At 69.8% G+C, this 23,400-nt stretch carries 16 protein-coding genes and 1 pseudogene; 12 read left to right on the forward strand and 5 right to left on the reverse strand.

The annotated features are described in order from the left end of the window. Nucleotides 1-132: 132 nt before the first annotated feature. The 3 genes from DD542_RS18025 (at nt 133) to DD542_RS18035 (ending at nt 2,105) form a co-directional block, all read left to right on the forward strand. A complete protein-coding gene (locus DD542_RS18025; protein ID WP_079366305.1) occupies nt 133-324 on the forward strand; it encodes a heavy-metal-associated domain-containing protein in 192 nt (63 codons plus the stop codon). Nucleotides 325-424: 100 nt separating this feature from the next. After that, entirely contained in the window at nt 425-1,000 is a 576-nt protein-coding gene (gene cueR, locus DD542_RS18030; RefSeq protein ID WP_347232057.1) for a Cu(I)-responsive transcriptional regulator, read from the forward strand. Between the two features lie 127 nt (nt 1,001-1,127). Next, on the forward strand, nt 1,128-2,105 hold the full coding sequence (locus tag DD542_RS18035) for a tripartite tricarboxylate transporter substrate binding protein (RefSeq protein ID WP_127806586.1): 978 nt from the start codon (nt 1,128-1,130) through the stop codon (nt 2,103-2,105). 21 nt (nt 2,106-2,126) lie between these two features. On the opposite strand, the gene DD542_RS18040 is transcribed toward DD542_RS18035, so the two are convergent. Further along, a complete protein-coding gene (locus DD542_RS18040) occupies nt 2,127-2,873 on the reverse strand; it encodes a class I SAM-dependent methyltransferase (protein WP_127806587.1) in 747 nt (248 codons plus the stop codon). 52 nt (nt 2,874-2,925) lie between these two features. Further along, nucleotides 2,926-3,558, reverse strand: a complete 633-nt coding sequence (locus DD542_RS18045; protein ID WP_127806588.1) for a LysE family transporter — start codon at nt 3,556-3,558, stop codon at nt 2,926-2,928. Between the two features lie 93 nt (nt 3,559-3,651). Here DD542_RS18045 and DD542_RS18050 point away from each other — a divergent pair, with 93 nt between their 5' ends. Then, on the forward strand, nt 3,652-4,119 hold the full coding sequence (locus DD542_RS18050; RefSeq protein ID WP_206610692.1) for an Lrp/AsnC family transcriptional regulator: 468 nt from the start codon (nt 3,652-3,654) through the stop codon (nt 4,117-4,119). An 84-nt stretch (nt 4,120-4,203) separates the two neighbouring features. After that, nucleotides 4,204-4,623 (forward strand): annotated as a pseudogene (locus tag DD542_RS24025) (DUF4844 domain-containing protein); the annotation flags it as partial. A gap of 324 nt (nt 4,624-4,947) precedes the next feature. Here DD542_RS24025 and DD542_RS18060 read toward each other — a convergent pair. Beyond that, nucleotides 4,948-6,858 carry an FAD-dependent monooxygenase gene (locus DD542_RS18060; RefSeq protein WP_127806590.1) on the reverse strand — a complete coding sequence of 637 codons (1,911 nt, stop codon included), beginning with the start codon at nt 6,856-6,858 and terminating at the stop codon, nt 4,948-4,950. A gap of 124 nt (nt 6,859-6,982) precedes the next feature. Here DD542_RS18060 and DD542_RS18065 point away from each other — a divergent pair, with 124 nt between their 5' ends. After that, on the forward strand, nt 6,983-7,402 hold the full coding sequence (locus DD542_RS18065) for a MarR family transcriptional regulator (protein WP_127806591.1): 420 nt from the start codon (nt 6,983-6,985) through the stop codon (nt 7,400-7,402). Here DD542_RS18065 and DD542_RS18070 read toward each other — a convergent pair. Further along, nucleotides 7,371-8,621, reverse strand: a complete 1,251-nt coding sequence (locus DD542_RS18070; protein ID WP_127806592.1) for an MFS transporter — start codon at nt 8,619-8,621, stop codon at nt 7,371-7,373. The two genes, DD542_RS18065 and DD542_RS18070, sit on opposite strands and share 32 nt — an antisense overlap. Before the next feature lie 136 nt (nt 8,622-8,757). Here DD542_RS18070 and DD542_RS18075 point away from each other — a divergent pair, with 136 nt between their 5' ends. Next, nucleotides 8,758-10,323, forward strand: coding sequence for a methyl-accepting chemotaxis protein (locus DD542_RS18075; protein ID WP_127806593.1), 1,566 nt, complete (start codon nt 8,758-8,760; stop codon nt 10,321-10,323). A 22-nt stretch (nt 10,324-10,345) separates the two neighbouring features. Here the strand turns inward: DD542_RS18075 and DD542_RS18080 are convergent, their stop codons facing one another. Beyond that, nucleotides 10,346-11,011, reverse strand: coding sequence for a nitroreductase family protein (locus tag DD542_RS18080; protein ID WP_066151897.1), 666 nt, complete (start codon nt 11,009-11,011; stop codon nt 10,346-10,348). 321 nt (nt 11,012-11,332) lie between these two features. Here DD542_RS18080 and DD542_RS18085 point away from each other — a divergent pair, with 321 nt between their 5' ends. From DD542_RS18085 to DD542_RS18105, 5 genes are read left to right on the forward strand one after another with little or no spacing between them, the layout of a single operon-like run. Then, nucleotides 11,333-13,864, forward strand: coding sequence for a hypothetical protein (locus DD542_RS18085; RefSeq protein ID WP_127806594.1), 2,532 nt, complete (start codon nt 11,333-11,335; stop codon nt 13,862-13,864). A 2-nt stretch (nt 13,865-13,866) separates the two neighbouring features. Further along, nucleotides 13,867-15,669: a hypothetical protein gene (locus tag DD542_RS18090; protein ID WP_127806595.1), complete on the forward strand. Its 1,803-nt coding sequence runs from the start codon at nt 13,867-13,869 to the stop codon at nt 15,667-15,669. 49 nt (nt 15,670-15,718) lie between these two features. Then, nucleotides 15,719-18,310, forward strand: a complete 2,592-nt coding sequence (locus DD542_RS18095) for a hypothetical protein (protein WP_127806596.1) — start codon at nt 15,719-15,721, stop codon at nt 18,308-18,310. Nucleotides 18,311-18,343: 33 nt separating this feature from the next. Beyond that, nucleotides 18,344-21,034, forward strand: a complete 2,691-nt coding sequence (locus DD542_RS18100) for a hypothetical protein (protein ID WP_127806597.1) — start codon at nt 18,344-18,346, stop codon at nt 21,032-21,034. Between the two features lie 19 nt (nt 21,035-21,053). Next, the gene (locus DD542_RS18105; RefSeq protein WP_127806598.1) at nt 21,054-23,399 is read left to right on the forward strand and encodes a hypothetical protein; all 2,346 of its coding nucleotides are present in this window, start codon (nt 21,054-21,056) and stop codon (nt 23,397-23,399) included. Nucleotide 23,400 lies beyond the last annotated feature (1 nt).

Below are 23,400 nucleotides of genomic sequence, written 5' to 3' on the forward strand. Positions count from 1 at the left end.
CTCTCGGGTTTGACGCAGTGGCAAGGTCAAACGCCTTTCTCAAACGCCTTTCGCGTCGGCTTGCTGTGCTTGACCTTGCCGCTGTGGCAATGCCCAGACTGGCCGCTCCTCAACTTTTTTCAGGAGTGCGACATGCATGAATTCCAGTTGCCCGACATGACCTGCGGCCATTGCGCGGGGGTGGTCGGCCAGACGCTGCACCTGGCCGACCCGGCCTGCAAGTTCCAGGTGGACCTGCCGGCGCGCAAGGTCACCGTGCAGAGCGACGAAGACCGCGCGGTGCTGGCCGAGGCCCTGACCGACGCCGGCTACCCGCCGGCCTGAGCGCGCAGACCATGGGCGTCCCATGGTCACTTGACCTTGACACGGTGGCAAGGACGACAGTCCGGGCCACCGTGTCCTTTCTGTTCCGAGGAGCCTTCCCATGAACCCGCTCATGAACATCGGCGAAGCCGCCAAAGCCGCCGGCGTCTCGCCCAAGATGGTCCGCCACTACGAGCAGACCGGCCTGCTGCCGCCGGCCGAGCGCACCGAATCGGGCTACCGCCTGTACGGCGAGCGGGAGGTGTCGGTGCTGCGCTTCATCCGCCAGTCCAGGCGGCTGGGTTTTTCCGTGCCGCAGATCGCCGAGCTGATCGGCCGCTGGGGCGATGACCGGCGCACCAGCCGCGAGGTCAAGACCATCGCCCTGCGCCATCTGGCGGATCTGGACGAGAAGCTCAGGGAAATCGCCGAGATGAAGGCCGGGCTCGAAGGGCTGGTGCGCGCCTGCGCGGGCGACGACCACGCCCACTGCGCGATCCTGGACAACCTGGCCGCCGAGAGCCCGGAGGCGCCGCGCCATGTGGCGCGCTTCGTCAAACCCCGGCGCCGCCGCCTGGCACCGGACGACGAGGCCCCGCGCAGCGCCAGGGCCGCGCCCACGTCCGGCCATGTCGACCTGATGGCCTGGATGCAGGGCGTGCACACGCACCAGCCCGGGGCCGGGGGCAAGGCCTGAGTCTGCGACCAGGGCGGGGGGCAGCACGCGGCCGGCGGCTGGGCGCGTGTCTTGCATGGGGCTGCAGGCACTGCACACACGCGCACTGGCACGGTGCGCGCCCCACCCCGCTTTTCAGGAGCCCTTCATGCCCGACCGCCGCACCACCCTGGCCTGTGCCGCCGCTCTCGCCGCCCTGTCCTTCTCCGGCCTGTCGGCCGCGCAAGGCAAGTACCCGGACCAGACCGTCAAGCTGGTCGTGGCCCTGCCCGCCGGCGGCAGCGTGGACATGATCGCGCGGGCGCTGGGCCAGAAGCTGAACGCGTCGCTGGGCGTGCCCTTCATCGTGGACAACCGAGGCGGCGCCTCGGGCCAGATCGGCATGCCGGTGGTGGCCAAGGCGGCGCCGGATGGCCACACGCTCGCGGTGTCACCGGCTTCGTTCCTGACCACGAACAAGAGCGTGTTCAAGTCCCTGCCCTACGACCCCGAGGCGGACTTCACGCCCGTCACCCGCCTGGTCAACCAGCCCATGGTGCTGATCGTCAAGGACAAGCAGAAGTACCCCTCGGTCGCGGCGCTGGTCGCGGCGGCCAAGGCGAAGCCGGGCGGCATCACCTTCGCGTCGTCGGGCGACGGCAGCCCGCAGCACCTGGGTGGTCTGCTGTTCGAATCGCGTGCCAAGGTGAAGATGCTGCACGTGCCCTACAAGGGCGGCGCGCTGGCCATCAACGACACGCTGGCCGGCACGGTGGACGTGATGTTCGCGGTGATGCCCGAGGCGGTGCCGCACGTCGCGTCGGGCAAGCTGCACGCGCTGGGGGTGATGAGCCCGACCCGCTCGCCGGTGATGCCGCAGGTGCCGACCATGGCCGAGGCGGGCGTGGCCGACATGAACCTCTCGGCCTGGATGGCGTTGCTGGCACCGGCCAAGACGCCGCGCCCCATCGTCGATCAGCTCAACCGCGCGGTGCAGGCGGCCTTCGACCCCGAGCTCAAGGCCAAGCTGGCCGAGAGCGGCATCGAGGTGGCGACCAGCTCGCCCGAAGAACTGCAGCGCCTGATCGCCAGCGACATCAAGCTGCACGCGGAGCTGGTGAAGTCCGCCGGGCTGGTGCCGCAGTAGCGGAGGCCGTGGCGCCCGCGCCTACCGCGCCATCAGCGCAAACACGCCCCAGCCCAGGTACTCGCGTGTGTAGGTCGCGTAGCGCACCGGTTCCGAGTGCAACTGGGCCTGCACCTCTGCGGCCATGTCGTCGCCGGGGTTCGCTTCCAGCCAGCGGCGCATGGTGAGCCACTTGGCCGCTTCGTAGCGGTCCCAGCCGTCCTGGTCGGCCAGCACCATTTCCACCACGTCGTGGCCCAGCTCGGCGAACGAGGCCAGCAGCTGCGGCAGCGTGAGGAAGTCGGACACCGCGTGCGCCTGGCAGCCTTGTGCCACCGCATCGCTGGGCGGCAGCTGGCGCCAGAAGGGTTCGCCGATGAGCAGCATCCCGCCAGGGCGCAGGCTGCGCGTGAGCAGTTCGATGGTGCCGGCCACGCCGCCGCCGATCCAGGTGGCGCCGACACAGGCCGCCACATCGACCTTCTCGTCCGCCACATGGCCGGCGGCATCGCCGTGAATGAAGCGGACCTGGTGCGCGACACCCAGCGCCTGAGCCCGCTGCTGCGCCTGTTCGGTGAACAGCGGGCTCATGTCGATGCCCGTGCCGACGATCTGGTGGTCGCGCGCCCAGGTGCACAGCATTTCGCCCGAACCACTGCCCAGGTCCAGCACCCGTGTGCCCGGTGCCATGCGAAGCGCCGCGCCCAGCGTGGTCAGCTTGTCCGCCGTGATCGGGTTGTGGATGCGGTGCGCGCTTTCGGTGATGTTGAAGATGCGGGGGATGTCCACTGATGACACTCCTGAAAAAGGGCCGTGGATGAGGCTCCGCCGATTGTCGACCCTAGGTCACGAGCTGGCCCAGTTGCCACAGCCCCAGGGCGGCCAGCAGCGCGGCCGAGCCGAGGTTGACCGCGCGCTGCCAGCGCTCGTCGAAGCGCTCGCGCAGCCAGGCCACACCGGTGGACAGGATCAGCCACCACAGGGCCGAGCCCAGCAGCACGCCCAGCACCATCACCCAGGGCGAGAGCACGGGTGCTCCGCCCGCCAGCGCACCGAACACCGCCATGAACGACAGGATGGTGGTGGGGTTCGACAGCGTCAGCAGGAAGGTGCCCGAAACGTCGCGCAGCAGGGTGCCCGGTGGCGGGTGCTGGCCGCTGCGCCGCACCGGCGGCTTGCGCGCGATGCGCCACGCGAGCCACAGCAGGAACCCGCCGCCGAACAGGCCCAGCCACAGCTTCAGGCCCAGCAGCCAGTTGATGAGGCCCGAGACACCGAACGCGCCGATGGCGCCGTAGACCGCGTCGGCCAGCGCGGCGCCGAGGCCCGTGGCCAGGCCGGCGGCGCGGCCGTGGTCCAGCGTGCGCTGGATGGCCAGGATGCCGATCTGCCCGACCGGTGCCGCGATGGACAGCCCGATCAGCATCGACTGAACGAACAGCCCGGCCAGGGGGAATGAATGAAGCGTGTCCATGGACCAGATTGTCGGCAGGCCCTGGTGCGCTGCACAGGCGCTATCTCAGGTGAGAATCGCGTTCACCATCGATTTTTCAGGTGAAAGGCGTGTATGGCCGAGACGACGCTGGAACTGGACGCCAAGGCATGGGCGCTGCTGATGGCTTTGCAGGCCGATGGCCGGGCACCGCTCAAGACCCTGGCCATTGCCGCGGGCCTGTCGGTGCCCGCCACGGTCGAACGCCTGAAGCGGCTGAAGGACGCGGGCGTGGTGCGTGCGGTGAGCGCCGACGTGGACCCGGCGCTGGCCGGCTATCCGGTGCGCGCCATCGTGGGCATCACGGTGCAGCAGCCGGGCAAGAAGGCGTTCATCGACAAGCTGCGCCGTGCGCCCGAGGTGCTGGAATGCCACCACGTCGCAGGGGCGGATTCCTATGTGGTGACCGTGGTGGCGCGCAGCCTGGAAGACCTGGAACGGTTCCTCTCGTCCATCAATGGCTACGGCGAGACGCGGACCTCGATCGTGTTCTCCACGCCCATCCCGCGCCGCGGACTGGTGGCGCCGGGTGCCGGCCGCTGAGGCGGCGCATTCCCCGGCCCCTCCGTCGCAAGATTGGCGAACTTGTTCACCTCCGAACCTCCACCACACCCTCCTGGGCGAGCAATGCCGGCCTGTACCTCCCCCTCCCGCCGCGCCCTTCTCCTCTCCGCCCTGCTCGGCGCGGTGTCCATCCACGTCTGGGCCGACCCCGCAGCTCAGAGTTCGGCCGCCGAGGACCGCCGTCAGGCCCTGGACCGCTTCATCGCCAAAAAGAAGTTCGTGAACGAGCCGTTCTACCGCGTGGACCTGAAGGAAGCGGACCGGCTCCGGTACGAAGCCTGGGTGAACCAGCTGGCGCGCGACCTGCGCAGGCTGCCGCCGTCCCGGCAGACGAAGCCGGTCGTGCTGGGCCTGTTCAAGCCGGTGATGAAGAAGTTCGATTCCGCCGAGGGCGAGGACCAGGACCGGTTCGTCGGCTACCTCGAAGAGCTGATGGACATTTTCGGCATCGAGAGTTCGGACGGGCTGCTGAGCTCCTGGCGCCACGGCGCCGACACCTCGGGCTTGCTGGAAGCGCGCAACGCGCAGGCGGTGGCGGCGATGACGCACGATGAACGGGTGCTGCTGGAACGGCTTCAGGGCATCCACAAGGCCAACGCCGAGGAGACGCTGCGGTCCCTGTTCGGCGCGCCCGTGTTCGAGGACGAGGGCAGCAAGATGTGGTCGGTGACGGCTGCCGACCGCTCGTCCACCCTGGGTCTGTTGGAGCGGTGGGGCGCACTCACCCTGCTCTGGCAGGCCAACGGCCGGTTCATCTACGCCCGCCGGCTCAGAGGCCGGCCCCGTCGCTGGCCGCGCCGCCTTGCCTCAGCGCAACACCCCGGCAAAGAACGCCGAGAGTTCCTCGCGCGCGTCCAGCGGCAGCACGTTCGCCACGTACTGGTCGGGCCGCACGACGATGAGGCAGCCGCGGTCGCGGTCGATCCCGCGCATGGCGTAGATGTCGCCCAGGCCCTTGTGGTCGACGCAGAAGACCTTCTCGTGGTCCTGCAGGCCGAGCTTGCCGGTCTTCGGCTTGAGCAGCGAGGGCATGTGCCCGTAGTCGAGCTGGTCGAAGGTGGGCTGGAAGACGGCGCGCACGTCGATGATGGCGTCGATGTCTTCGCCCGGGCGGGTGTGCTTCACGACCGGTGAAGCGGGGTCGTTCTCCAGCCAGTCTGCCAGTTGCGCGATGGGTGCGCCGGGCTGGCCCACGTCGCCCTGGCCGGCGAAGACGTAGATCCGCCAGCGCGCGTCGGCTTCGGCCGCATGGCCCAGCTGCATCTGCTTGGCGTCCGACAGGCGCACCACCGGCGCGGAGTGGAAGCGGCGGCCGATCTCTTCGCCCTTGGCCAGCGCCTGGTGGGTGCCGGGTGCGAACAGGGTCGAGGTGTCGTACTTCACCGCGGTGCCGCCGGTGAATTCGAGGTTGGCCTTGAACTGGCGGATGATGCGCGGCTCTTCGGTGCCCTCGCGCTCGGCCTGCGTGGTCGGCGCGGACATGATGCGCGACCACTCGTGGTCGGTCTCAACCAGGCGCTTGGCCTCGGTCAGGCGTTCTTTGCTGTAGCTGCGCAGCAGGCTGGGGTCGGCGCGGCCCTGCAGCACATGCACCAGCTTCCAGCCGAGGTTGAAGGTGTCCTGCATGGACACGTTCATGCCCTGGCCGGCCTTGGGCGAATGGGTGTGGCAGGCGTCGCCGGCGGTGAACACGCGCGGGGCGCGGTCGCTGCCTTCGGGCACGTCGTCGAACTTGTCGGTGATGCTGTGGCCGATGTCGTAGATCGACCACCAGACGATCTCCTTCACGTCCAGCGAATAGGGTTTGATGATGCGGTTGGCCGCCGCGATCATGTCGTCCTGCGTGAACTTCTTGCTCGCGGCCTTCTCGCCGTCCTTGAGCTTGTCGAGTTCGACGTACATGCGGAACACGTAGCCGCCTTCGCGCGGCAGGATCAGCACGTTGCCCTCGTTGGCCGAGGAGATCAGGCACTTCTGGCGCACGTCGGGGAAGTCGGTGTTGGCCAGGATGTCCATCACGCCCCAGGCCTGGTTGGCTGCGTCGCCGTGCAGCACGCCGCCAATCGCCTTGCGCACCGCGGAGTGCGCGCCGTCGCAGCCAACCACGTAGTTGGCGCGCACGGTGCGCGTGGCGCCCCAGTTGATGCCGGTCGAGTCCTTGAGCGTGACGGTCACCGGGTGGTCGTCGGTGGTCTCGTCGATGGTCAGGCCCACGATTTCCCAGCCGTAGTCGGGCGCCAGGCGCGAGGGCGAGTTCGCCATCACCTCCAGGAACAGCTCGTGCAAGCGCGCCTGGTTGATCAGGATGTGCGGCATCTCCGAGCTGTCGTCGGCCACGTCCTGCACCCGGCCCACGCGCCGGATGTGCGCAGGGTTGGCGGGGTCGGGCATCCAGAACGCGGTCTGGTTGACCCAGTAGGTCTCGCGCTTGACCTTGTCGGCGAAACCGAAGGCCTGGAACATTTCCATGGTGCGCGTGTTGATGCCGTCGGCCTTGCCTTTGATGATGTTGCTGGCCATGCGCTCGACGATCATCGTCTCGATCTCGGGGAAGGCCGCCAGCTGCGCGGCCAGGCACAGGCCGGCCGGGCCGGTGCCGGCGATCAGCACGTCCACCTTTTCGGGCAGGGGTTCGTTGACGCCCCGGTTGCGGCGGTTGGGCGCGGCCTGCTTGATGTCGGGGTTGCCGCCGCGAAAACCGTCTTTGTAGAACTGCATGGGGTGTCTCCTGATGGGAAGGTCGCCCGGGGGCGATGGGTGGGAGCAAATGATATCTATGCTTACTAATTTGTGTCAATACGGTACGTATACTTATCAATAGTCTTTGAAACGGAGCGCAGGCATGGACTCACTCGACATGGCGGGACACCTGATCCGCCGGCTGCACCAGCTGTCCACGCAGGTGTTCGTGCAGCGCACTCAGGCGGCGGGCTTCGACCTGACGCCGGTGCAGTTCGCAGCGCTGGACGCCATCGGCCACCACCCGGGCACGGACCAGGCGACCGTGGCCGAGCTGATCGCCTACGACCGCGCCACCATCGGTGGCGTGATCGAGCGGCTGGAGCAGAAGGGCTGGGTGGACCGCGTGGTGAGCGAGCGCGACCGCCGCGCGCGCGTGCTGTCGCTGACGGCCGAGGGCGAGCGCATCCTCCAGGCGCTGGTGCCGGTGGTGCGCAACCTGCAGGACGAGATCCTGCAGGCCCTGGGCGAGGCCGATCGGGCGCGCTTTCTCAGGCTGGCGCGTCAGGCCGTGGGGTCGTAGGCGCCACCGCTGCGCCGCGGCGCGCCATGTGCAGCGCCAGCCCCTGCAGCAGAGCCAGCGCCAGCAGCCCGAGCCCGGCCGTGAGCCAGAGCGCGTGGCCGCCCCAGTGCGCCATGGCCAGACCGAACAGCAGCGGCGCGAAGGCCTGCGACACGCGGGCCGGCGCCATCAGCCAGCCCTGGCGCTCGCCGTAACCCGCGGCGCCGAACACCACCAGCGGCAGCGTCCCCTTGGCAATCGTCAGGATGCCGTTGCCCATGCCGTGCATCACCGCAAACAGCCAGGCGCCCAGCGGCCCGCCCAGGGCCAGCAACGCCACGCCGATGGGGTGCCCCGCGGTGGCGAAGCGGCTGGAGAGCAGCGGGTGGGCGCGGCGCAGGAAGCCGAATTCCAGCAGCCGCCCCGCCACCTGCGCCGGCCCCACCAGCATGGCCACGCCCAACGCGGTGGAGGCCGACAGGCCCTGCGCCTGCAGCAGCAGCGGCAGGTGCGCGGCCATGGCGGTGCTGGTGAACCAGGCGATGGCGAACACGGCGGCGAGCACGATGGCGACGCCATTGCCAGCTGGTGCCTGCGCCGGTGCGCCCGAGTCGGCGGGTGCGGTGGGCGCGGATTCGGCCCGCACCGGCGGCGCCTCTTCCACCCGCCCGCGCGGCAACCCGCCGTGCAGCGGCAGGCCCAGCACGAGGTGCAGCGCCGCCCAGCCCAGGCAGGTGCCGCGCCAGCCGAATGTGTCCAGCCCCCACTGCGTGAGTGGCCAGCCCACGGTGCTGGCGAAACCGGCGATCAGCGTGATGCCGGTGATGGCGTTGCGCGCGCTCACCGGGTAGAGCCGCACCAGCGTGGCGAAGGCCGCGTCGTAGAGCCCGCTGCCCATGGCCACGCCGATCACGCACCACGCGGCCCAGACCTGCCACCCGGCCTGCGCCAGGCCCAGCGCCGCCAGGCCGGCGGCAAACAGCAGGTTTGTGACCCGCAGCACCGCGCGCCCGCCGTGGCGGTCGATGGCGCGGCCCGCGGCCGGCCCGACCAGGGCCGAGATCACCAGTGCCAGCGTGAAGGCACCGAACACCTGGGTGACCGCCAGGCCCAGCTCGGCGGCCAGCGGCGCGGCCAGCAGGGCCGGCAGGTAATAGGACGAGGCCCAGGCCAGGGTCTGCGTGCTGCCCAGGCGCAGCACGACCCCGGTCTGGCTGGTGCGGCGGGATTCCTGGGACATGGCGTGTCGGCGGCGGTGGGTGGCGAGGTGTCCCGGATCTTAGGCCCGCCATAGTTCTTCAGGACTATTCAGCGCGCCCGCCCCGCGCCGAAAAACTCCGCATCAGGCCGCGGTGTGCGCGCGCCAGGAGTTCAGCATGTGGGGTGTGTCCAGGTTCCGGATCGGTGCGCGGCTGGCGGCCGGTTTCGGTTTGATGTTGTTGCTCATTGCGGGGCTGGTGGCCTCGTCGCTGCTGTCGTTGCGGCTGATCGGGCAGGAAAACAGCCAGCTGATCGAGCGCGAAATGGTGAAGGTGGCGGCGGTGTCGGTGATCGACACCGCCACGCGGGCCAACGGCCTGAACACGGCCGAGCTGCTGCTGGTGGAGCCCTCGCAGATACCCGTGGTGCAGGCGCGCATCGACGCCAACCGCAAGGCCATCGACGAGGCCCTGCTCACGCTGGACCGGCTGGTGGAACGGCCCGAAGGCAAGGCCGCGCTGGCCGAGCTGCGCAGCTCCCGCGCCGCCTATGTGGCCTCGTTCGTCAAGGTCGGTCCGCTGGCGAAGGAAGGCCGCATTGAGGAGGCCCAGCAGCTGCTGCGCAGCGAGACCCTGCCGGCGCTGGCGCGCCTGCAGCAACCCATCGACACCCTGCGCGCGCTGCAGGACCGCCTGGCGCAGGAACATGGCCAGGCCGTGGGGCGCTCCATCGGCGGTGCCCAGTTGCTGCAGATTGGCCTCGGGGTGGCGGCGCTGGTGCTGGGCCTGCTGGCCTCGGTGGTGCTGGCCCGCAGCATCGTGCGGCCGCTGCGCGAAGGCGTGGCGGTGGCCGGTCGCATTGCGTCCGGTGACCTCACCAAGGACGTGCCGGTGCAGGGCCGCGACGAGGTGGCCGAGCTGCTGCAGTCGCTGGGGGTGATGCAGGACGGGTTGCGCAGCCTGGTGGGCCAGGTGCACCGCGGGGTGGACCATGTGGGTTCGGCCTCGGCGCAGATCGCCAGCGCCAACAAGGACCTGAGCGCCCGCACCGAGGCGCAGGCCAGCGCGCTGGAACAGTCGGCCGCGTCGATGGAGCAGCTCAGCAGCGCCATCGCCCTGAACGCCGACAGCGCGCAGGCGGCCCGCACGCTGTCCACCGACGCCTCGCAGGCGGCCGAGGCCGGCGGTGAGACCGTGGCCTCGGTGGTGCGCACCATGCGCAGCATCGAGGACGCCTCGCGGCGCATCGCCGAGATCATCGGCGTGATCGACGGCATCGCTTTCCAGACCAACATCCTCGCGCTCAACGCGGCGGTGGAGGCGGCGCGGGCCGGCGAACAGGGGCGCGGCTTTGCCGTGGTGGCCTCGGAGGTGCGGGCGCTGGCCGGCCGTTCGGCCGACGCGGCGCGGCAGATCAAGCAGCTGATCGAGGCCAGCGTGGACCAGGTCGGCACGGGCGCCGCACTGGCCGATCAGGCCGGCGCGGCGATGACCGGGGTGGTGGCATCCATCCGGCGGGTGAACCAGCTGGTGGTGGACATTGCCTCTGCCATGCAGGAACAGAGCACCGGCGTGACCCAGATGGGCGAGGCCATCACCCAGCTGGACCAGGCCACGCAGCAGAACGCGGCCCTGGTGGAGGAGACCGCCGCGGCCTCGCAGAGCCTGGACGACCAGGCCCGCGAGCTGGTGGCCTCGGTGGCGGCGTTCCAGATCGACCGCCGGGCGCTGCAGGCCGCCTGAGGCCCGCCGCCGCCCGGGCGGATCACTTCACTTCGGTGACGAACTGTTCCAGCGGGCGGCGCACCTTCTTCAGGTTCACCAGCCAGTCGCCGTCGGTGGCGCGGTAGCCCAGCGGCACGATGGCCACGCTGCGCAGGCCGCGCTCGCGCAGCTTGAGGATCTCGTCCAGCTTGGCGGGGTCGAAGCCTTCCATCGGCGTGGCGTCCACTTCTTCAAACGCGGCGGCGATCAGAGCGGCGCCCAGGCCGATGTAGGCCTGGCGGGCGGCGTGCTCGAAGTTCACCTGCGCGTCGCGCTGCGGGTAGCTGTTCAGCAGCATCTGGCGGTAGTTCTCCCAGCCCTCATTGGTGAAACCGCGCTCGGTGTTCACCAGGTCGAACATGTGGTTGATGCGCTCGGCCGTGTAGGTGTCCCAGGCGGCGAACACCAGCAGGTGCGAACCGTCGGTGATCTGGGCCTGGTTCCAGGCGATGGGCTGGATCTGTTCGCGCACCGTTTTGCTGGTGACGACGATGATTTCAAACGGCTGCAGGCCGCTGGAGGTGGGCGCCAGGCGCGCGGCCTCGACGATGCGCTCGACCTTGTCCTGCGGCACGGCGCGGGACGGGTCCATCTTCTTGGTGGCGTAGCGCCATTGCAGTTTGTCCAGCAGGACGGGGGCGTGGGTGGGTTGCGACAGGTCGCTCATGAAACGGGTGCTCCGGGGAGGTGGGGCGCCCGCACCGTGCGGGCACATGAAGAAATCATGACGCGGTGCAGCAAACAGCGCTGGCGCCCGCGGGGAAAACGGGAACCGGAACGCCTTTGTTCCTGCCGCCCGGCGGTGCGGCGGCGGATCGGTTATACGGGCGCGGACTTGTCCTCAAAACGGGTGATCCTTGCGGCCGCCGGTCCCTAGTCGGAAGGATGTCACCGCCGTTCTGCACTCCTACATTGGGTCCCCTCCCCCCGCCGCGCTGGTCCGTCCACCGGGTCAGGGCCACCGGGGGCACCTCTTGCAGGAGCGGACATGGCAAGCGACGAGCAGGTTCTGTTGATGAGCAACCAGCTGCAAGCTTTCGAGCTCAAGACGCTGCTGCTCACGCCCAAGGTGCATCCGGTGACGACAGCGGCTGCACAGGCCCCGGTGCCGGTGAGCCCGGACGGCTCCCTCCAACCCCAGGTGCTCTACGAGGCATCGGACGATGCCAGCGCCCGGTACCAGCTGCCGCGCTACGAATGGAACACGGTGGGCGGGCGCCACACCTCCCGGTTGCGCCTGCGCACGGCCGACGACGACCCGCTCGGTCCGCTGGGCTGGCTGAACATCGAACTGCTGGCGGTGCACGCCGTCGATGCGCGCTTCGCCATGCGCACGCTCGAGCACACCGCCACGCTGCGGCTGGGGTACGAAATGCCGGTGGTGGCGGCGGCCGACCCGGCGACGCTGACCTGGGAGGGCCAGTGGGAAAACACCGATGCGGCCACGCGGGGCATGACCCGCCTGCTGATCGGGCGGCGGGCCGACGGCGGCTGGTTCATGCACGGCTTCGGCAAGTGCCACCCCAGCGACTGCGACTGGGGCGAGACCACGGCCATGCCCTCGGGCGACGCGCTGATCGGGGTCTACGCCTTCGGCTTCAAGGTCACCACCCTCACCGCCCGCCGCAGCGGCCAGACGCTGGTGGTGGACGTGCTGGACGACTACACCGACGCCGATGGCCGCACCGACCGCCTGAGCAACTACGTCATGGCCCGCTCGGTGGCCGCCGCGCCGGCGCAGCCGCTGATCTGGGAGGCGCTCGGCCCGCTGAACCCGCTGGGCGGCAGCATGCACCGCTGCACGCTGCCCTTCCATGCCCAGGAGGACTACGACCGCATCCACCAGATCATCACCTCGCCGGTGCACCGCGCCCGGCTGGAGGTGGTGTGCAAGGCCACGATCGGCCAGCGCACCTGGCAGCAGTGGTGGCTGCACGACCGGCCGGCGGTGGCCCCGCTGCAGCCGGACATCGACATGGTTCGCATCAGCCCCGCGGTGCTGAGCACGCTGCGCACCCAGCCGCTGGCAGTGGCGGCGGCGGGGCCGCGGATGCCCGCGATCGCCAGCCTGCGGGCCGACCGCGCCAGCACCGCCACGCGGGCACTCGCGCGGGGCGTACGGCGCCCGCACCACAACCCCGATCTGGACGAGGCGCTGTCCCGGGAAGAGACGGCGCGCGTGCTGCGCACCCTGCCGCGGCGCGTGGCCATCGACAAGAAGGGCCGGCCAGTGCTGGTGCGGCGCGAGGTCGAATGCACGCAGTCGCTGGCCTGCACCTTCGACCCCCAGGCCGACGGCTACATGCTCGATGCGCCGCGCGACCCCTCGCAGGCCCATGTGCTGTTCAAGCACGACCTGGTGGCCGAGGGCCAGAGCGTGACCTTCTTCCAGGATTCGCTGGTGCGCGACCAGGTCTACTACGAGCCGCAGGAGTTTCGGCTCGCGCGCAGCGACGCCAGCCCCTTCCTGCCCTCGCTGGTGTTCGCCATCACCGACGTGGCCACCGAGAGCGAGGCGCTGTCCTACCGGGTGCGCCTGGCGTTCCAGGCGCGGCCCCACCTTGGCCAGGCCTTCCTGCTGCTGGCGCGCCAGCGCTTTGGTCCCGCGGCGCGGCTGACCGCGCTCACCCCCCGGTCGGCCCGGCTCACCCTGGGCGTGCCGACCGCCGACGGCGCGCCCCCGGCGCTGCAGGAGCGGCCCGACGCGGTGATCCGCTTCGACGAGGGCATCACCGACGAGCTGTCGCTGGACGAGGCGCAGTTCGTGCGCCTGGCGGCCGCCTTCCAGTCGCCCGCGGGCATCGGCATGCAGGGCTGGGTGACGGCCACCATCAGCGACGGCACGCAGGTCGACATCCCGCTGGTGGTCTCGCTCAAGGACAACACCGGCAGCGTGTTCGATCCCCAGCTGCTGCGCCCCGACCCCGACGGCGTGCCCGGCCACCACGTCGTGACCCTGCGCAACCGCATCGAGAGCCCGGTGCGCGTCAACGGGGTCCACCCGCAGGAGCTGGGCGTGTGGACCGACCCGGCCACCGGCGTCGCGCAGAGCGTGACCGTGCGCCCCCTGGAGCTGCCACCGGCCGCTGCGGTGGCCCCAGGCCAGACCCTGGACCTGCGCCTGGCCGTCGAGCCCGCGGCCTTCCCGCTGCTGTCGGTCAGCCCGGCGCTGGACCTGGACATCCAGCCCGACCTCGCCCGGCTCATGGGCCAGCTCACCGTCACCGAGGCCTTCACCGAGGCCACGTTCGAGGTGCAGGTGTCGGCCAGCCCGCTGTTCTTCGGCCCCGGTGCGCTGACGTCGCTGCGGGTCGAGTTCGACGACGGCCCGGTGGTCGCGCTCGACGCCGGCACGCTGGTGCAGACGGTGAGCCTGCGCAAGCCGGTGGTGGCGCGCATCCTGGGCCTGGAGCCCGGTTACCGCTACCGGCTGGTGGCGGTGGATGCGCAGGGTGGCGAACGTGTGCACGACGGACTGGCCGGGGTCGGCCATCTGCAGGTGACGTTGCCGCAGGGGTGACCATGATGCTCACCCGGCCGCTGCCCGACTTCCCGGACGTGTTCCCCGACCACCGGGACGCGCACCGGCTGTATGTCCTGCCGGACCGCGTGGCCCTGGCGCTGGACGCCGACGGTCTGCCGCGCTTCACGCTGCTGCGCCGCACGGCGGACGATGGCACGTCGCAGGACGGCGGGCTGCTGCAGGCCTTTCTGGCGCTGGACCACGCCGGCCTCGACGCTCTGGCGCTTGAGCCGTCGCTGGCTGGCCATGCGCTGGAGCCCGCGCCGGTGGTGCAGGCCGAGGCCCGCCTGGTGCTGCGCGGCGTGTCGGGCGACCTGGTGCAGGCGGCCGGTCAGTGGCAGCCGGTGGCCGTGGGTTCGGTCGATGCCCTCTCGCTCACCCACCACCTCGGTCCGGACGACACCCGCATCGTCACGGCGCTGGTGCGCGAGGCCGGCACCGGCGGGCCGGAACCGGTGGAGCTGGAGCTGCGGCTGCGGGTGCCGGGGCTGCGGCCCGGCCTGCCCTGGGTGGTGACGACCACCGGCACCACCCTCCACGACCAGCTGCGGGCCCTGCTGCCCGCCGACGGCCCGGCCAGCGCCCAGGACCTCGACCGCGCCTTCCTGAGCCTGCCAGCGGGCCTGCTGCGCTGGCAGCCACTGCTGGACGACGCGGTACCGGCCGACACCGAAGCACTGGCGCTGCAGGCCGCGCGCAGCGCGCGCCAGAGTCTGTTCCGCCGCGTGGGCGAGGGCTTTGAGTGGCACCCCGGCGTGCCGCTCACCGACACGGCCGACGGCCTGTCGTGGCGCCTGGACCTGCCCCTGCCCGACACCGTCGAGCGGCGGTTGCGCTGGTCGCTGAGCGAGGCCCACCGCCAATGGGCCGGACACGCCCAGGCCTTTCCGGTGGTCATGCCGTTCCGGCCGATGCAGCGCGTCACGGTGCATGTGCTGTGCGCCCTGCCCCTGCACCCCCGCGGTCTGGCGCAGCTGGACGTGGAGCTGCGCTACCGCGGCCCCAGCGGCGCCTGGGTGCACCGCACGTTCCGCTTCGACGCGCACACCGGGCTGCACGCCTTGTCGGTGGTCGGCCCCGCCTTCGGTGCCGGCCTGGAACTGTCGTACCGGACGCTGGCGGTGGTAGCCCGGGACGGGCAGCTGCCGCTGACGCTGTCGTCGCCGCACTTTGTGCCGGTGCAGGGCCTGCAGCTGGTGATCGGCGAGGCCGAGGCCGGCGTGCGCCCGGCGCCGGTGGCGGCCGACCCCTCGCTCTGGGCCCACGCCGTGGCGGTGCGGCTGGTGGTGACTCCCGCCAGCGGCCCGACCCGATCCATCGAACTGAACCCGCAGACCCCGGACGCCTGGGTGTGCCTGACCGGCGACGAGCGCCTGACCCCGGTGACGGCCCAGGCCATGGCCCGCGCGGGCGACGGCGCGGAGCAACCCTGCTGGTCCGGCACCTTGCCGACCGAGGGTCTGCGCCTGAACGGCTGGGCGCTGGAGCCCACGGCGCCAGAAACGGTCGACCTGCGCCTGGCCGAACCGCTGGCCGGGGCGACGGCGCTGGTGGCGGTGGAGCTGCTGGCCAGCGACACCGTGCCCGCCGACGGCGCCAGCGGCACCCTGCTGACGCTGGAGGCGGGGCAGGCACGCCGCTGGTCCTACTGGCGCCGCAGCCTGCTGCAGCCCCGTTCCTACGCCTGGCGCCTGCACTGGGTCGGCCGCGACCCGGCCACTGGTGCCACCCGCCCGCTGCGCGTCGGCCCCTGGCGCGTGGACCAGACCCCCGAACTGCTCGTCGAGCAGGTGCCGACATGAACCCGCGCCCCACCGCCCCGGTGCGCCCACCCTCCACAGAGGTGACCCCATGCTGAAAGTCCCCGCCTTCCGAACCGTCGACGGCGTCACCGTCTACGCCGACGACACGCTCTGGCACCGCTTCTACCCCGTGGCAGACCAGCCCCGGGTGCGCCTGGACGCCGACGGCCAGCCGGTGTTCCTGCTGGTCAAGTACGCGCTGTCCGACGAGGAGCTGGCGCGCAACCCCACGCTGCCGCGCGGCGGCGGCTACCTCAACGTCGACGTGGTGTTCGAGCTGGACGACGCGCAGCGCGAGGCAGTGCGCGCCAACCTGCAGGCCTGGGTGGACACCGAGTTCGCGCGCCGCCAGGCCGGCAGTGCCGAGGAGAAGGCTTCGGTGCAGGGCATGACCGCACCACCGCCGGTGGACTTCGGCACCCCCACCTACACCGGCGGCACGGTGGCCATGGACGCGCCGCAGACCAGCGTGCTGGTGAGCAAGCGCGTGGCCAGCGGCGCGCCGTCCCTGCTGGCCGACAACGTCTCGGTGTTCAGCATGGACCTCACCAGCGAGGGCGCCACCTTCATGGAGCGCACCCTCACCGGCGGCGGTGGGGCCGCCGGGGCCTCCGACCTGACGCCGATCCAGGTGCGCTACGACCTGAGCTTCTGGGCCCGCCTGCCGCCGGTGCGCATCCATGTGAAGGCCGACTCGCAGCGCATGTACGAGCAGGTGCGCAAGATCATGGACGGCGCCGGTGTCGACCACTGCACCACCTACGACTTCCAGCACAGCGACATCGACACCGCCTCGGCCGAGGTGGCCGGCCTGATCACGGTGCAGATCGACACCGGCAGCGGCTCGCTCGACGACGCGGTGATCGCCGAGCTGCGGCGCTACGCGCTGGAGGTGATGCAGCAGCTGGTGGAGTCGAACTTCTTCACCGACGACCCGGCCGAGGCGCACCGGCCCTCGGGTTCGGGCGACGTGCCCGACGAGGCGCTCTCGGGCCGCCGGGACAAGACCAAGAAGTACCTGCGCAAGCAGCAGGACAGCATGCACGTGAAGCTGGAACTGAGCCTGGAGCAGAACAGCGTGGTGCCCTGGCCCATCCACCCGCAGGGCACGCTGCAGACCTTCTTCCGCGGCATGTCGGCGGCGCAGATCGCGAACTTCGTGCGCGTGGTGGTGCTGGACGATCCGGTGTTCCAGTCGCTCAACCTCACGGCCCGCGTGTTCGCGCCCTTCGACGCCGCGGGCCTGGAAGCGGTCGAGGTCGAAGTGCGCTACGCCGGCCGCGACGCCAACGGCGACCGCCAGGAAAAGCTCAAGACCTTCACCTTCACCGGCAACCAGCCGCAGAAGTGGGAACCCAAGCTGATCGGCGACGAGCGCGGCTACGAATACCGCTACCGCTTCAAGTTCGCCGGCCGGGCGTTCGGCTCGTTCACCCGCTGGGAAGCCGCCAGCCGCAACGACCTCAACATCTCCGTGCCGGCCGCCGGCCGGGTGTTCGTCGAGGTGCGCGCGGGCGACATCGACTTCGAGAACCAGGTGCGCCAGGTGCAGGTGCTGCTGGCCTACGAGGACCCGGCCGCCGGTGTGCCGCGCCAGGAACAGACCGTGCTGTTGGACAAGACCAGCACCAGCGGTGTGTACGACCGGCAGATTTTTGAACCGCGCGCGCGCCCGGTGCTCTACCGCCAGCGCTTTCGTTTGCAAAGCGGCGAGGTGGTCGAAGACCCCGACTGGCAGGAACTCTCCGGCCACCAGCTCATCGTCAACCAGCCGGCCCGCGGCCTGCTGCGCGTGCGCCTGCTGCCCGCCGGCGACGGCTGGGACGCCGTGGCCCAGGTGATCGTCGACCTGCGCTACGAGGACGCCCCCAATGGCCTGCGGCGCGAGGAAAGCCTGGTGCTCAAGACCAGCCAGGAGTTCCGCACCTGGGAAGTGGCGCTGCGCGACCAGAACCGCCGGGGCTTCGAGTACCGCGTGCACGCCAGCTTCAAGGACGGCCGCTTCCAGCAGGGACCGTGGCAGAGCCACACGGGCGAGGAGACCCTGCCCATCGTGGTCCAGGCGCCGCCGCGCCACCAGATCCAGATCATTCCCGACCGGCTCGATCTGGCCGCCGCGCCGCTGACCGAGGTCGGCCTGACCCACCTGCCCACCGGCCGGCAGGAGACCTTCGTGTTCCGGGCCAAGCAGCCGGTGGTGTGGAACGTGGACGTGCCCGCCGGCACACCGGTGCGCTACCGCGTGCAGGTGACGCACTTCCCGGCCACCGGCGACCCGGTGGTGCTGCCGCCCTTCGAGGAAGAGGACCCGGTGCTCGTGCTGCCGCCCTACCAGCCGCCCCGGCCGGGCTCGCTCACGGTGCAGCTGGTCGGCGCGCTGATCGATTTCGCCCAGACACCGCTGGTGACGGTGGACCTGCGCTACCAGGACGAGGTGCACGGCATCGACGCCAGCCACGCGGTGGCCTTCAGCGAGCGCGCGACGCTGAGCTGGACGGTCGAGGTTGGCGACCTCAGTCGCCGCTTCTACAGCTACCAGATCACCTACTTCGTGGCGCCCGACCAGACGCCCCACACCCTGCCGCTGGCCCACACCGACAAGCCCTTGCTGGTGATTCCGCGCTGGCAGCCCGCACCCTGACCCCACCGCACACCCACCGCCAGGAGAACCACCATGCTCAAAGTGCCCGCCTACGCGTATTTCGAAGACCTGCGCGTCACCGTCTACCAGGACGACACCATGTTCTGGAAGTTCTACGTGATCCCGGACTACATCTCGGTCCGGCGCGACCAGAACGACAACCCGGTCTTCCTGCTCATCAAGTACGCCTTCGGCGACCAGGACCGGGTGGCCAACCCGGCGCTGGGGCGCGGCGGCGGCTTCATGGCCTTCGACGTGGAAATGCGGGTGGCCGAGCAGGACCAGGCCGCGCTGGTGCAGCGCCTGCAGGACCTGGTGGACGACGAGTACCGGCGCCTCAAGGCCCTGGCCGAGGCCCACAACGAACGGGTCGAGGGCATGCGCCTGAGCAGCTGGGCCTACGCCAACAACCGGTCCATGAGCACCTCGCTGTCGATCCACGACGTCAAGCTCGGGCTGCGGCCGGACGCGCCCGAAGCGCCGCCCGGCAACAAGCCGCCCACGGTGATCCTCTCGGTGCCCACCTGGACCGAAGGCACGTTCAGCGTGAGCGCGCCGCAGGCCGCCTCGCTGGTCAGCCACCGCGTGGTCGAAGGCCCGCTGTCGCTGGTGGGCAGCAACGTGGCCAGCGCCAACATGGACCTGACCGAGGCCGGCGCGACCTTCATGGAGAAGACCCTGGTCAACCGCGACGGCACGGGCGGCAGCGACCTGACGCCGATCCAGGTGCGCTTCGACCTCAAGATGTGGGCCCGCCTGCCGCCGGTGCGCCTGTCCATCGAGGCCGACACGCGCAGCGTCTACCAGGGCCTGCGCGCGGTGATGCACGACTTCGAGGGCAACGAATGCAACGAGGACGAGCTCTACCACTTCGACCAGCACCTGAAGATGGCGGTGGAGTCCAACCTGATCAAGATCAGCTTCGACACCGGCACGCTCAAGCTCGACGACAAGTTCGTCAACGAGCTGCGCGCCACGGCGATGGAGATCGTCACCAACCTGATGGAGGAGAAGTTCTTCAAGAAGGAGGACGCGCCCGCCGCCACCGAAGACCCGGTGGCCATGGACGACGAACGCAAGGTGTACTTCTTCAAGTCCGAGCAGGAGATGGAGTTCACCTCCATCTCCTACCACGAGGAAATCAAGAGCATCGCCGAGTGGCCGGTGCACCCGCAGGGCACCATGCAGTCCTTCTTCGCCGGCATGTCGGCCGCCGAGATCGGCAAGTACGTGCGCGTGGCCGACCTCAACGACCCCTTCTTCATGACGCTGGGCCTGAAGGTCTCGGCCTTCGCCGACTGGGAGCACAACCCGATTGCCTTCGTCGAGGCGCAGGTGCAGTACGAAGGCCGCGACGAGAACGGCGACATGGTGGAGAAGCAGCAGACCTTCACCTTCAGCAAGGACAGCACGCGCGGCGAGTGGGACCCCAGCCTGATCGGCGCCAAGCGCGAGTACCAGTACCGCTACCGCATCGCCTTCCAGGGCAAGCCGCCCGGCGACTTCACGCGCTGGGAGCGCGAGCGCTCGCCGCAGCTCAATCTCTCGATCCCCGACGCGGGCCGGGTCCACGTGCGCCTGCTGGCGGGTCAGATCGACTTCGCGCAGACAGTCGACCAGGTGCAGGTGGAGGTGAGCTACGCCGACACCAGCTCGGGCGTGAACGAGGAGATCGAGACCTTCCGCCTGCTCGACGGGCAGCAGGAGCAGACCTACAACCGCGTCATCTTCACGAACTGGGACCGGCCGGTGCGCTTCCGCTCGCACTTCTTCCTCAAGGACGGCCAGCGCATCGAGACCGACTGGACCGACACCACGGCCCGGCAGCTGCTGATCAACGCGCCGCTGTACGACAAGCTCGACGTGCGGCTCGTGCCCACGGGCGACTGGGCCGGCGTGGTGCAGTCGGTGGTGAGCCTGCGCTACGAGGACGCGGCCAACAACTACCGCGCCGACGAGGCCTTCTCGCTCAAGGCCATCAACGAGTTCAAGACCTGGTCGGTGGTGCTGCGCAACAGCCAGGTGCGCCAGTTCGAATACAAGGTGCTGACCACCTTCCAGAACGGTGACCTGCGCGAGGGGGAGTGGACCCGGATGGACGGCGACCAGGCCCTGCCCATCGTGGTGCGCACCGTGCCGCAGCTGGTGGTCAAGCTGCTGCCCAACGTGGTGGACTTCGACGCCAGCCCGGTGGTGGAGACCACGATGCGCTACGCCGACGCGGCCAACAGCATCCAGAAGGTGGAGACCTTTACCTTCGTCAAGGGCGACAAGATCGAGGAGTGGCGCGTGCCGATCGCCGACAACAGCCCGCGCCAGTACCGCTACCAGGTCACCTTCCACACCGCCGACGGCCGCACCGTGAAGGAGCCCGAGGTGGTGGACGACCGGACCGAGGTGGTGCTGCCCCGGCTGCTCACGCCCGAGATCAAGGTCACGCTGCTGCCGCGCTTCGTCAGCTTCATCGACACGCCGGTGGTGGAGGTGAGCGTGCGCTACGAGGACGCGGCCAACCAGATCCGCTTCAACGATTCCTTCCTGTTCACCGAGCCGGTCGACCAGGTGTTCCGCATCCCCGTGCGGGCGGATTCGCCGACCGGGTACGAGCTGCAGATCACCTACTTCAACAAGGACGGCACGGCCTTCCCGCAGACGCCGGTGCGCACGGACAAGAAGCACTTTCCGCTGCCCAAGTTCGTGCCCGAGCTGGCGCCCCAGCCCTGACCCCTGACAGGAGAACACCATGCTCTCGTTCGGCCCACCCTATTTCCAGGTCGAGGGAATGACGGTCATGAGTGACTTTCACGACCCCCTCCAGTTCTATTACTTCCCCAACCGGCCCAAGCTCTCGGTGGACGAGCAGGGCCGCCCCGCGATCCGCTTCATCATCCTCAAGGAAGCCCAGGACGAGATCGAGCGCAACCCCGATGGCACGGCCGCCGAGGACGACGTGGCCGGCTTCCTGGTGTTCGACACCGACCTGGCCTGGGACAGCGAGGCGGTGCGCAAGGCCGAGCGCTTCATCAAGCGCGAGATGGACCTGGCCGACACGCCGCGGCTGGCGCCCCTGCCCTACAAGGGCGGCACCGTGCAGCTGACCTTTCTGGACCGCACCACCGAGCTGCCCAAACCGGTGGACCCGACCAACCCGACCCCGCCGCCGGCCCCGGCCGACCCGGTGGATGACAAACAGCGCTGGGTGCCCTTCCTCAAGTCCAGCGGCGTGCCCTCGCTGTACGGCGACAACCGGGCCATCTTCAGCGCCATGCTCAGCCGAAAGGCCACCAAGCTGCTCTACGGGGCCTTCGAGGGCTTCATGCCGGCGGGCGTGGTCTACAACCTGGAGTTCGTGGGCATGCAGACCGCCTACCGGGTCGATGTGCAGGCCGACTGGGAACAGGTCTACCACTTCATCCAGGAGCACTTCGGCCTCGACCTCGTGTTTGTCACGGTCGACCTGGACGACATCGTCGAGCGGCTGGAGGAAAAAAAGATCATCAGCATCAAGGCCTCGCTGGAGCTCGAAGGCGAAGAGGCGGCGGTGGTGGAGGAGGAGTTCAACCAGGTGCGCAAGGACCTGACCGAGCTGGTGCTGGAGAAGTTCTTCGAGCCGGCGCCCAACCCCAACGAGGCCACACCCGACGACCAGACCGTGAGCACCGTGCTCAGCACCGCGCGCCAGGTCCGCAACATCGTCCACCTCTGGCCCAGCGCGGGCTACAGCCGGCGCGAGGTGAGCACCGAGGAAATCCGTTCGATCCAGGTCGACTACACGGTCAACAAGGCGGTCTCGCGCAAGATCGCGCCGCAGGCGCACATCAGCCTGTTCTTCGAGGACTTCGGCCTGACGAAAGAGGACGTGGTGACCGTGGTGGACGGCAACGACGCGCTCTGGAACACCACCACCTTCGACGCCATGGTCAACGCCGACTACGCCGGCGACGCCATCCACAGCGTGGCGCTGGACGTGCAGTACCGCGCGCCCGACCACTTCGATCCGCTGGCCGACCCGGACGCCGAATGGTCCTTCCTGTTCGACTCGCCCGACGACCGCGTCAAGCGCTCGTCCTGGTACAACCCGGACATCGGGCACCAGTACTTCTACCGCTACAGCGTCTTCTTCAAGCCCTCGGCACTGCCCGGACCGACCCACAGCGTGAGCAGCGGCTGGCGCCCGCACGATTCGCAGCTGCTGGTGATCTCGCCCGACGAGCTGTACCGGCGGCTGGCGCTGGAGGTGCAGGTCGACGCGGACTTTCCCTGGGACCGCTACTCCGGCGTGTTCGTGCACCTGCGGCACAGCACCGGGGCGTGGACCCACGAGGACTCCAAGCTGCTGCACAAGGGCGACAGCAGCTTCCGCATGGCCCTGCGCACCGACAAGGCGGCGGACCCGGGCATCGACTACCGCCTGAGTTACCTCAAGGCCGGTGGCGGCACGGTGGAGGAAGGCTGGCAGCGCACCGCCAGCGATCTGGTGATCGTGCGCGACCCGATGCCGCCGCGCCCCAAGGTGCGCATCGTCGTCGCGGGTGACCGCACGCGCATCCTCAACCTGATCGTCGACCTGCGCTACAGCGACCCGGCCAATGGCGTCATGGCCACCGAGTCCATCGTGTTCGACACCACCAACATCCACACCGCCCAGGTGTGGGAGATCCCGGTGGTCGACCCGTCCAGGCGGCGCTACGAGTACGGCCAGACCATCATCGACGTCGACGGCAACGTCACGTCCACCGGCTTCCAGCAGGAGGACAAGAGCACGCTCACCGTGGGCGAGACCTTCGTCAAGCTGATGGAGGTGCAGCCCGAGCTGGTGGGGCCGCCGCTGTCAGTCAACGGCGTCGAGCGCCTCGTGCTGACCCTGCGCTACGACGACGACGCCAACAACGTGCACGAGGAGGACCAGCAGTCCTTCGTGCAACCCGGCATCGGCGCGCCCTGGCGCGTCAAGCTGCAGGACGCGTCCCTGCGCGACTACACCTACGAGCTGACCTACGTGCTCAACACCGGCTTTGAAAAGAGCTCCGGCCGGCGCTCGACGCGCGACCGCTTCCTCATGCTCTCGACCGTTCCACCCAGGGGCTGAA

The sequence above is a fragment of the Hydrogenophaga sp. NH-16 genome, assembly GCF_004006415.1.
GTDB classification, from domain to species: Bacteria; Pseudomonadota; Gammaproteobacteria; order Burkholderiales; family Burkholderiaceae_C; genus Hydrogenophaga; species Hydrogenophaga pseudoflava.